Consider the following 6,934-nt stretch of genomic DNA (forward strand, 5'->3'; position numbering starts at 1 on the left):
GTAAGGCACCACGGGTGCGGCCGCATCGGCCTTCGGCTGCGGCCGGCCGCGCGTCTCGGGATGGCCGTTGACGCTGACGTCGGCGAGATAGTTGATGAGCTTGGTGGCGCGGTCCTGGCGCTTGACCTGCTGGAACAGTTCCGGCGTCGTGTCGATGAACTTGGTCGTGTAGGAATTGTCGGCGAAGCTCGGATGGTTGATGATCGCTTCGAGGAAGGTCAGGTTGGTGGCGACGCCGCGGATGCGGAACTCGCGCAGCGCCCGGTTCATGCGGGCGATCGTCTCGGCCGGCGTCGGCGCCCACGCCGTCACCTTTTCCAGCAGCGGATCGTAGAAGCGGGTGATGACAGCGCCCGAATAGGCGGTGCCGCCATCGAGGCGGATGCCGAAGCCTGTTGCGCCGCGATAGGCGGTGATGCGGCCGTAATCGGGGATGAAATTGTGTTCGGGATCTTCCGTGGTGATGCGGCACTGCAGCGCGTGGCCGTTCAGCCTTATGTCCTTCTGCGCCGGCACGCCTGATTCCGGTGTGCCGATGGCAAAGCCGTCGAGGATGTGGATCTGCGCCTTGACGATGTCGATGCCGGTCACCTGCTCGGTGACGGTGTGCTCGACCTGGATGCGCGGATTGACCTCGATGAAATAGAATTTGCCGGTGTCGGCATCCTGCAGGAACTCGACCGTGCCGGCGCCGATGTAACTGGTCTCGCGGGCGATCTTCAGCGCATGGCCGCAAAGCTCCTCGCGCTGCGACATTTCGAGATAGGGCGCCGGCGCCCGCTCGACGACCTTCTGGTTGCGGCGCTGGATCGAACAGTCGCGCTCGAACAGGTGCACCGCATTGCCATGGGTGTCGCCCAGCACCTGCACCTCGACATGGCGGGCGCGTTCGATCAGCTTTTCGAGATAGACCTCGTCCTTGCCGAAGGCGGCTTTCGCCTCACGCTTGCCTTCGGTGACTTCACGGGCAAGGTCGGCTTCGGCACGGATGGCGCGCATGCCGCGGCCGCCGCCGCCCCATGACGCCTTCAGCATCACCGGATAGCCGATTCCCTTGGCCAGTTTCTTGACCGCCTCCATGTCATCCGGCAACGGATCGGTGGCGGGGATCACCGGCACCCCGACCTCGATGGCGAGATTGCGCGCCGCGACCTTGTTGCCGAGCCGCCGCATTGTGTCCGGCTTCGGGCCGATGAAGGTAATGCCGGCCTCGGCACAGGCGTCGGCGAATTCGGGACTTTCCGACAACAATCCGTAGCCGGGATGAATAGCATCGGCACCCGACAGCCTGGCGACGCGGATCACCTCCTCGATCGACAGATAGCTTTCGATCGGCCCCATGTCCCGGGTCAGATGCGGCCCGCGTCCGACCTGGTAGCTCTCGTCGGCCTTGAAGCGATGCAGGGAGTATTTGTCTTCCTCGGCCCAGATCGCCACGGTTTTGAGGCCGAGTTCGTTGGCCGCGCGAAAAACGCGAATGGCGATTTCGGACCGGTTGGCGACGAGGATCTTCGTGATGGCCAAGGACTGGGCTCCAGCAACGGAAGGAAGAGAAATCGGCGCAATGATTAGCGTGAAAATGCTGCAGTGCAAACAAAATTGACGTGCGTTTAAACCGATTGAAATGGAATCATTGCGCCAGAAGCCCTTCGCATTCATCCGAACAGCAAGAAAAGCGCCGGCTTTGCAGTTAGCGCACGATCATTCACCGGCTAAGGACCCGGCTCTGTCGGCCGCCCCCTAAACGTGATGGCAAAAGAAAATGCCCGGCGCGAGGCGCCGGGCATCCGTAAACGGTCTGGAGACTGACGCTTACATCTTCTGGATGTAGGTGTACTTGCCGTCGTCGCCCTTCTTCCATTCGTACATGACGTAGCCGGGCAGCGTCGGGTCGCCCTTGGCGTCATAGGACAGGTCGCCGAGCACGGTCTTGAACGGGCCGTTTTCATGCAGCGCCTTGGCAACTGCCTGCGGGTCGTTCGACTTGGCAACGGTCGCTGCTTCGGCAAGCGCCTGCACGGCAGCGTAGGCGTAGAGCGTATAGGCTTCCGGCTCGAAACCCTGCGCACGGAACTTCTCGACGAGTTCCTTGTTGGCAGGGATCAGGCGCGGATCCGGGCCGAACGTGTTGAGCGTCCCCGCAACCGCGTCGCCCGCGATCGAAGCCAGCTCGTTCGACACGATGCCGTCGCCGGAAATCAGCGTCGCCTTGAGGCCCTGGTCGGCCGCCTGGCGGATGATCAGGCCGGCTTCGGTATGCAGGCCGCCCCAATAGATGATGGAAACGCCGGCTTCCTTCATCTTGGCGATCAGCGCCGAGAAGTCCTTGTCGCCGACATTGATGCCTTCGTACATGACTTCCGTCACGCCGGCGGCGTTCATCGCCTTCTTGGTTTCGTCGGCAAGGCCCTGGCCGTAGGTGGTCTTGTCGTGCACGACGGCGATCTTGGCGTCCTTGAAGTTTGCGGCGAGATAAGCGCCGGCGATGCTACCCTGCTGGTCATCGCGCCCGCAGGTGCGGAACACGTTCCACAAGCCGCGCTCGGTGAGCTGCGGGTTGGTGGCAGCCGGGGTGATCTCGACGATGTTGTTTTCCGCATAGACTTCCGACGCCGGGATCGAGACGCCCGAGTTGAAGTGGCCGACCACGAACTTGACGCCGTCGCCGACGAACTTGTTGGCAACCGAGATGCCCTGCTTCGGATCGGAGACATCGTCGCCGACTTCGAGCTTGATCTGCTCGCCGTTGATGCCGCCCTTGGCATTGATGTCGGCGACAGCCGCTTCCGCACCCTTCTGAAGCTGTGCGCCGAAGGCGGCATTCGGACCGGTGATCGGGCCGGCAACGCCGAACATTACATCGGCCCACGCGTTGCCGCCGAACGCGACAAGCGCGGTCAGGGCTACGGCGGACAAAAGTGACTTTTTCATTTAAACGCTCCCATTTACGGAGTGGGCGTGGATGAAGCTTTCATGCGATGCCCACCCTTATCGCAGAAAGCATAGTTTGCCGATTTTCAGGCACTTGTCACGCCGATTCAATTCCGAGGCGGCGTTAATGATGAACGTCAACCTTTCGGTTTCCAGCTCAAGATTGAAGCTCTTTCGTAGAGCCAATTATACTGTGTCACCATCTGGTTGGTGCGCGTGTATTGATAGCCGACGAAGCCGAGGATCATCAGCACGATGGTGTCGACGACATAATAGTGCAGCGAGAACATGGTGCCGCCGAACAGCGCGTGATGGATGAAGCGGATCGCGATGCCGAGGCCCAGCATATAGGCGAACAGCTGGATGAAGCTGCGCCACGTCTGAGCACTGGCCTTGCCCGTCATCCACGCCGCCCAGCCGCCGAGCAGACAGGTGACGAAGAAGAACTGCCAGATCGAGGGTTCCTCGTAAAGAATGCCCTGCATGGTGAAGTCTCCTTAGCATGACCCCGAAAAGTTGCGGACTTTCCGGACAAAGATCATGCGACAAACAAACAATTTGGAGCGGAATGGCGGATGCACGCATTCCGCTCCGAACTCAGTGGTGTCCGCCTTCGAGATAGGCGGCGCGCACTTCCGGATTGGCGAGCAGCTCCTTGCCGGTGCCGCTCATCGTCACATTGCCGTTGACCATGACGTAGCCGCGCGTGGCGAGCTTCAGCGCGCCGAAGGCGTTCTGCTCGACCAGGAACACGGTCAGCCCCTGGGTGCGGTTCAGTTCGCGGATGGCGTCGAAGATCTGCTTGACGATCAGTGGCGCGAGACCCAGCGACGGCTCGTCGAGCAAAAGCAGCTTCGGCCGTGCCATCAGCGCGCGTCCGATCGACAGCATCTGCTGCTCACCGCCCGACAGCGTGCCGCCGCGCTGGGTGATGCGCTCTTTCAACCGCGGGAACAGCGTGAACACCTTCTCGACGTCCTCGTCATAGTGCTTGAGGTTGTCGAGGCTGGCGCCCATCTGCAGGTTTTCCATCACCGTCATGCGCGGAAAGATCCGCCGGCCCTCGGGCGACTGGGCAATGCGCATGCGCGCGATCTCGTGCGTCGGCATCCGGGTGATGTCGGTGCCGGCAAAGGTGATGGTGCCGGCGCGAGCGCGCGGCGCGCCGAAAATAGTCATCATCAGCGTCGACTTGCCGGCGCCGTTGGCACCGATCAGCGCCACGATCTCACCTTCCTTCACAGTGACATCGACGCCGTTCAGCGCCCGGATGTTGCCGTAATAGGTCTGCACGCCCTTGATATCGAGCAGCGTTGTCGCGGCCATCATTTACGCCCTCCGCGCGGCTTGGCTGTGGGAGGTTTCGCGGCCGGCTTGGCCTTCACCCGCTCGGACGGCTTTCTGGGCGCGGCATTGGCTCTTGCGTCGACTTGACCCGCCTTTGATGCGCCCTTGGCGACCGTAACCCGCTCACCTGAACTGTGGCCCACCGTGTCGGTCACCGGCCCGGCGAGATAGGACGACGATGTCCCCGGACCATGTGCGTAATCCGGCCCGGTATCGAGCTGTTCGATCACATCTTCGTCGCCGACTTCGGTAAGAACCGCCTCGACTTCCTCGTCGTCGACGCCGAGATAGGCGGCGATGACGCGCGGATCCGTGCGCACCGATTGCGGACTGCCGTCGGAGATCTTGCGGCCGTACTCCAGCACCACGACATGATCGGAGATTTGCATAACGACGGACATGTCATGCTCGATCAGCAGGATCGACGTGCCCGCGGTGTTCTTGATGTCGATCAGCAACTCGTTGAGCGCCGCCGATTCCTTCGGATTGAGGCCGGCCGCCGGTTCGTCGAGGCACAGAAGCTCGGGTCCCGTGCACATGGCGCGAGCGATCTCGAGGCGGCGCTGCGCGCCATAGGGCAGGTCGCCGGCCGGGTCGTCGGCACGGTCGACAAGATCGGCCTTTTCCAGCCAATGCTTGGCGAGTTCCACCGATTCGGCCGAGGCCTTGCGATAGCCGCTGAAGCCGAACAGGCCGAGGACCGTGTAGCCCGATGCCTTCATCAGTTTGTTGTGCTGGGCGACCAGCAGGTTCTCCAGCAGGGTCATGCCGGAGAACAGGCGGATGTTCTGGAAGGTGCGCGCCACCTTGGCGCGCGCCGGGATCTCATGGTTGGGCAGCCGCTCGAGCAGGAAGGTCGAACCATCGTTCCGGTTGAGCGTGATCATGCCTTCCGACGGCTTGTAAAAGCCGGTGATGCAGTTGAACACCGTGGTTTTGCCGGCGCCGTTAGGGCCGATCAGCGCGGTGATCTCGCCGCGCTTGGCGGCGAAAGACAGATCGCCGATGGCCACAAGGCCACCGAACTTCATCGACAGATGATCGACCTGCAGGATAGCGTCGTTCACGCCGGAATTGGCCTTCTGAACAGGGTTCGCATTCATCAGCCGTGTCCTTCCTTGGTGAAGGAGCTTGAGACAGCCTTTCGCTCCTTGAGGAAGGCGGTTGGTTCACGACTGCCGACGAAGCCGCGCGGCTTCCACAGCATGACGATGACCATGGCCATGCCGAACAGAAGCATGCGGTAGAGTTCCGGTGTGAAGTCCGGCCCGAAGACCTGCTTGAGGAAGTCGAGTTCGCGCAATGCCTCGGTGCCGCCGATCATCACCATTGCGGCGACCGCAATGCCGACCAGCGAACCCATGCCGCCGAGAACGACGATGGCCAGGATGATGGCCGATTCCAGGAAGACGAAGGATTCCGGGCTGACGAAGCCCTGCCGTGCGGCGAAGAACGCGCCGGCGAAGCCGCCGAACATCGCACCCGTGGCGAAGGCTGTGAGCTTCGTGGTGGTGGTGTTGATGCCGAGCGAGCGGCAGGCGATCTCGTCCTCCCGCAACGCTTCCCAGGCACGGCCGACCGGCATGCGCCGCAGCCGGATGGTGACGAAGGCTGTCAGCAGCGCCAACGCCAGGATCAGGTAATAGAGGAAGATCTTGTAGTAGGCGCTCGATGTCGCCAGATGCAGCACCTTGGCGATATAATTGGGGTCCGACACGTTGAAGGTCATCAGGCCGAAGAAGGTGACCTTCGGGATGCCGGAAATACCGGCCGAACCGTTGGTGACCTCGCGCCAGTTGATCAGCACCAGGCGGATGATCTCACCGAAAGCCAAGGTGACGATCGCCAGATAGTCGCCGCGCAGGCGCAGCACCGGGAAGCCGAGCAGCACGCCCCAGAAGGCGGCCATGGCGCCGGCGGCCGGCAAAAGGATCCAGAACGACAGGCCGTACTGCGTGCCGAGCAGCGCATAGGCATAGGCGCCGACCGCGTAAAAGGCGACATAACCGAGGTCGAGCAGGCCGGCGAGGCCGACGACGATGTTCAGGCCCCAGGCCAGCATCACATAGATCAGGATCTGGATGCCGAAATTGTCGACCCATTTCAGCGAGCCTTGCAGCCCGCCGACGAACGACCAGGACATCAGCGACAGGATCGCCACCACCAGGATCGGATAGAGGATCAGCGCGGCAATGCCGAGTTTGGTGAAGTTGGCATGGATGAAGCCCCGGAAATAATAGATCACGCAGGCCAGCACATAGATGACCGCCAGGGCGCGCAGGAATTGCACATAGCCCGCCGGCTCCGCTCCCACCCATCCGACGAGAGAACTGTTGACCGCAAACAACACCACCGCCGCGACCAAGGCCACGATGAAGGCCGGCAATTGGAAGAAGCGTGACGCCACGCTGGCCGGCAGCAGACCGGTGGCGACGTCGGTGATCTTCTGGTTGGCCAGGAAAGGCTGGCCATAAGCGACATAGAGGAAGCGCCCGATGGCCGTGGCGATCACCACGGCGGCAAGCAGGCCCCAGCGCGTCGTCAGGACCAGTTCATTGGAAATGTTCTGGCCGGTCTTCAGGCCGATGAACAGCACGAACAGGCCGAACGATATGGCAGCGGCATAAAGTGACTCGCGCAACGCGCGCTGCATAGG

General features: G+C 62.1%; 5 protein-coding genes and 1 pseudogene. All 6 read right to left on the reverse strand.

Annotated features, from left to right (window positions below):
- The coding region (locus EN750_RS11985) for a biotin carboxylase N-terminal domain-containing protein (RefSeq protein WP_127396548.1) at positions 1-1,524 on the reverse strand (1,524 nt) is incomplete at its 3' end.
- A gap of 288 nt (positions 1,525-1,812) precedes the next feature.
- Positions 1,813-2,931 (reverse strand): branched-chain amino acid ABC transporter substrate-binding protein, encoded by a 1,119-nt coding sequence (locus EN750_RS11990; RefSeq protein WP_127382923.1) that lies wholly within the window; start codon positions 2,929-2,931, stop codon positions 1,813-1,815.
- A 137-nt stretch (positions 2,932-3,068) separates the two neighbouring features.
- On the reverse strand, positions 3,069-3,416 hold the full coding sequence (locus EN750_RS11995; protein ID WP_127320415.1) for a DUF6867 family protein: 348 nt from the start codon (positions 3,414-3,416) through the stop codon (positions 3,069-3,071).
- Between the two features lie 112 nt (positions 3,417-3,528).
- On the reverse strand, positions 3,529-4,257 hold the full coding sequence (locus EN750_RS12000) for an ABC transporter ATP-binding protein (protein WP_127396551.1): 729 nt from the start codon (positions 4,255-4,257) through the stop codon (positions 3,529-3,531).
- An 89-nt stretch (positions 4,258-4,346) separates the two neighbouring features.
- Positions 4,347-5,381, reverse strand: a pseudogene (locus EN750_RS12005) (ABC transporter ATP-binding protein); the annotation flags it as partial.
- Positions 5,381-6,931 carry a high-affinity branched-chain amino acid ABC transporter permease LivM gene (livM, locus tag EN750_RS12010; RefSeq protein ID WP_245482682.1) on the reverse strand — a complete coding sequence of 517 codons (1,551 nt, stop codon included), beginning with the start codon at positions 6,929-6,931 and terminating at the stop codon, positions 5,381-5,383. The pseudogene EN750_RS12005 and the gene livM, both read right to left, overlap by 1 nt.
- Between the last annotated feature and the right edge of the window lie 3 nt (positions 6,932-6,934).

The sequence above is a fragment of the Mesorhizobium sp. M7A.F.Ca.ET.027.03.2.1 genome (genome assembly GCF_003999175.1).
Lineage (GTDB): Bacteria > Pseudomonadota > Alphaproteobacteria > Rhizobiales > Rhizobiaceae > Mesorhizobium.

What these genes read in the sequence shown, in the direction of transcription:
- EN750_RS12000 (WP_127396551.1), bottom strand. Translation starts at nt 4,257, where the DNA reads ATGGCCGCGACAACGCTGCTCGATATCAAGGGCGTGCAGACCTATTAC.
- EN750_RS11995 (WP_127320415.1), bottom strand. Translation starts at nt 3,416, where the DNA reads ATGCAGGGCATTCTTTACGAGGAACCCTCGATCTGGCAGTTCTTCTTC.
- EN750_RS11990 (WP_127382923.1), bottom strand. Translation starts at nt 2,931, where the DNA reads ATGAAAAAGTCACTTTTGTCCGCCGTAGCCCTGACCGCGCTTGTCGCG.
- livM (WP_245482682.1), bottom strand. Translation starts at nt 6,931, where the DNA reads ATGCAGCGCGCGTTGCGCGAGTCACTTTATGCCGCTGCCATATCGTTC.